4 protein-coding genes are annotated in these 3,493 nt (G+C 71.2%); all 4 read left to right on the top strand.

Features of this window, described 5'->3' with window-relative positions:
* Positions 1-1,432 (top strand): heavy metal translocating P-type ATPase (locus tag WEB03_RS06565; protein WP_368070151.1); only part of this gene is annotated, 1,432 nt, incomplete at its 5' end.
* A gap of 144 nt (positions 1,433-1,576) precedes the next feature.
* Positions 1,577-1,960 (top strand): hypothetical protein, encoded by a 384-nt coding sequence (locus tag WEB03_RS06560; RefSeq protein ID WP_368070150.1) that lies wholly within the window; start codon positions 1,577-1,579, stop codon positions 1,958-1,960.
* On the top strand, positions 1,960-2,928 hold the full coding sequence (locus WEB03_RS06555) for a hypothetical protein (protein ID WP_368070149.1): 969 nt from the start codon (positions 1,960-1,962) through the stop codon (positions 2,926-2,928). The genes WEB03_RS06560 and WEB03_RS06555 overlap by 1 nt, the downstream gene beginning before the upstream one ends.
* Before the next feature lie 10 nt (positions 2,929-2,938).
* Positions 2,939-3,493: cation diffusion facilitator family transporter (locus WEB03_RS06550; protein ID WP_368070148.1), on the top strand; the 555-nt coding region annotated here is incomplete at its 3' end.

Below are 3,493 nucleotides of genomic sequence, written 5' to 3'. Positions count from 1 at the left end.
TGCGGGTCGTTCGGCGGTCGACACCGCGGCGATCACCGGCGAGTCGATGCCGGTCGAGGTCGGTCCTGGTGACGAGGTGCTGGCCGGGACCATCAACGGTGGTGGGGTGCTCGAGCTCGACGTCACGGCGACCACTGCGAACAGTTCGCTGGCTCGGATCGTCCACCTCGTCGAGGAAGCGCAGGACCGCAAGGGCGTGAGCCAGCGGTTGGCGGATCGGGTGGCCCGTCCGCTGGTCCCGGGGGTGATGGTCCTCGCCGCGTTCATCGCGGTGGTCGGCAGCGTGATGGGCGATCCGGAGGTGTGGCTGTCCCGCAGCTTGGTGGTGCTGGTCGCGGCAGCGCCCTGCGCGCTGGCGATCTCGGTGCCGGTCACCGTCGTGAGCGCCATCGGCGCGGCGAGCCGCAGCGGGATCCTGGTCAAGGGTGGCGCGGCGCTCGAAGCGTTGGGCACGGTCCGAACCGTTGCTCTCGACAAGACCGGCACGCTCACCCGTGGCGAGCCGTCGGTCATCGACGTCGTACCCGTCGACGGCGTCTCCAGAGCGGAGGTTCTCTCGCTGGCCGCGGCCCTCGAGGCGCGCAGCGAACACCCGCTGGCCCGTGCGGTCCTCGCGGCGGCCGAGGTTCCACCGCGGGCCGCCATGGAAGTTCAGGCGGTGCCCGGGCACGGTCTCACCGGGCTCGTCGATGGCCGCGCGGTGAAGCTGGGACGGCCGGGGTTCCTGGACCCGGGCCGGCTCGCCCAGGACGTCAGGCGCCTACAGGACGCGGGTGCGACCGCAGTGCTCGTGGCTGCAGACGACGCGGTCATCGGCGTCATCGGCGTCCGTGATGAGCTGCGACCCGAGGCCGCGGCCGCCGTCGCCGAGCTGCACGCCGGCGGCGTGCAGGTGGTGATGCTCACCGGCGACAACCCGCGCACGGCGGCGGCACTGGCTACCGAGGCCGGCATCGACGCCGTGCACGCGGACCTGCGCCCGGAGGACAAGGCCCGCGTCATCGGCGAGCTGCGAGGCGCCCACGGCGTCGCGATGGTCGGTGACGGGATCAACGACGCCCCAGCGCTCGCCACTGCCGACGTCGGCATCGCGATGGGCGCCATGGGGACCGATGTCGCGATCGAGACCGCCGACGTCGCCCTGATGGGCGAGGACCTGCGCCACCTACCCCGGGCGCTCCAGCACGCCAACCGAACCCGTCGCATCATGCTTCAGAGCCTCGCCCTCTCGGCCGGCATCCTCCTGACGCTCGTGCCCCTGGCCGCCACCGGTGTGCTCGGCCTGGCCACCGTCGTCCTCACCCACGAGCTCGCCGAGGTGCTCGTCATCGCCAACGGCGTCCGCGCCGGCCGGCGACGCGACGCCCCACTCACCTCCCTACCCGCTGATCGCCCCGAGCACACCCACGAGCACGCCGCCGCCGCGACATGAACGACGGCCATGCATCCCCATCATCCCGTTACGATGGCGTCGTAGTAGTTACGCCCGCGGCGTCCCAGCCGTCCCCGCCGTCGCCAGCTCGGCGGGGACGCTTGCTCGACGCTGGTTTGGCGCCGCCGCTGACCGGAGTCTGCCGTGCACACCAAGCTCGTCCGTGGTGCGGCCGCCGGCGTCGCGCTGGGCGCGGTCGTAGCTTCGGGTCTGGTCACCTCGTGGTGGGGCACCGTTCCCGTCGAGGCTGGTGATCTGCGGTCGCGGACGTGCGAGCTGTCCGGACTCGCGGGTGAGGATCCGTCTGCGGCCGGGGAGGGTTTCATGCGTGACGTCCACGGGCCGCTGCACACCGTGGCACGTGAACTGTTGACCACCGACCGCCCCGCGGCGGCACGACTCCTGGAAGCCAAACGCGCGGTCGAGTCGGCCATCGACGGCGAACCGAACACCAGCCGCGACCTCCCGGACCGGTTGAGCAAGCTCGCTGGCCGGCTCCCCGGCGCGGCCCCGTGTGAGGAGATCTGATGCGACGAACCATCCCGGTGCTCGCCACCGCACTCGCGTTGTTCGTCACGGCGTGCGCAAGCAGCCAGACGGTCACCGACGACCCTGAAAGCTCGCGAGCACCCGAGGACGGGCCGACCGCGGTCGCTGACCAGCCGGTCCAGGCCGCGGTCGCCTCCTACGACCTCGCCGTCGGTGAGGACCGTCGGTTCACCGCAGGGCTGATCCTCGCCGACGGCGGGGTTCTGGTCGGCGGGGAGGTATCGATGGAGCTGTTCTACTTCGGTGAGGACGGCGCACAGGAACCCGAGCAGCTCGGGAAGGTCGCCACGGCGCAGTTCCTGCCGGTTCCGGGGCTCGCACCGTCCGAGCCGCTCGAGGAGCCGCAGGCCGGCGACGGTTCGATCGTCGGGGTGTACGAGACCTCCTTCGACTTCGAACGGCCCGGCCGGTACGGCATCGGCATCCTCGCGGACATCGACGGCGAACGACTCCAAGGCACCACGACCTTCGACGTCGCCGCCGAGCAGCAGATCGTTGACGTCGGCCAGGCCGCGCCGACCGTGCCGAACCCGACGATCGGTGGTGATGCTGCGCCCGAGACGATCGATTCGCGCGCGCAGGACGGCGCAGAGGTCCCCGACCCGCAGCTGCACGACACCACCCTCGAGGAGAGCCTTGCCGCCGGCAACCGTGCGGTGGTGCTGCTCTCGACGCCGGTCTACTGCGTGTCGCGCTTCTGCGGTCCCATCACCGAACAGGTCGAACAGTTCGCCGACGAACTCCCCGAGGACGTCGACGTCATCCACATCGAGGTGTGGGAGGACTTCGAGGAGCAGCAGCTGCACCCCTCAGCCGCCGCATGGATCCAGACCGAGACGGGCGGCAGCGAGCCGTGGGTCTTCGTCGTCGATGACGACGGCACCGTGCTCGGACGGTGGGACAACGTCGTGGACCTGGACGCGGTCCGCGACCTGCTCGAGAACTGAGGATCGAACCATGAGCCAGAGTCATGGGAGCGACGGGCCGACCGGTCGCGCCGGCGCACGCTACAAGCGACGGCTCGCGGCGACCGCCGTGCTGATCGGCGGGTTCCTCGTCGTTGAGATCGTCGGCGGCCTGCTCACCAACTCGCTGGCGCTCCTCGCCGACGCCGGCCACATGGCGACCGACCTGCTCGGCCTCTCGATGGCGCTGGCAGCCATCCACACCGCCGACCGCGGCAGCACCCGCAGCGACCGCACCTTCGGGATGTACCGGCTCGAGGTGCTCGCGGCCCTGGCGAACGCGGTCCTGCTCACCGGTCTGGTGGTCTACGTCCTGGTCGAGGCGATCGGACGGATCGGCGACCCACCCGACGTGCTCGCCGGCGGCATGCTCGCCGTCGCCACCGGCGGCCTCGTCGTCAACCTGATCGGCATCGTGCTGCTCCACGGCGGAGCCAAGGAGAGCCTCAACGTCGAGGGCGCCTACCTCGAGGTCCTCGCCGACACCATCGGGTCCATCGCGGCCATCGTCGCCGCCGTCGTGATCGCGACCACCGGGGCGACCATC

Source organism: Nitriliruptor sp. (assembly GCF_040882075.1).
GTDB lineage: Bacteria > Actinomycetota > Nitriliruptoria > Nitriliruptorales > Nitriliruptoraceae > Nitriliruptor.
The sequence above is the reverse complement of the archived record's forward strand: the minus strand, read 5'-3'. Positions and strand labels throughout refer to the sequence as shown.

Bases quoted from the DNA above. Each gene is read 5' to 3' on its own strand.
- WEB03_RS06555 (WP_368070149.1), top strand. From the start codon at position 1,960: ATGCGACGAACCATCCCGGTGCTCGCCACCGCACTCGCGTTGTTCGTC.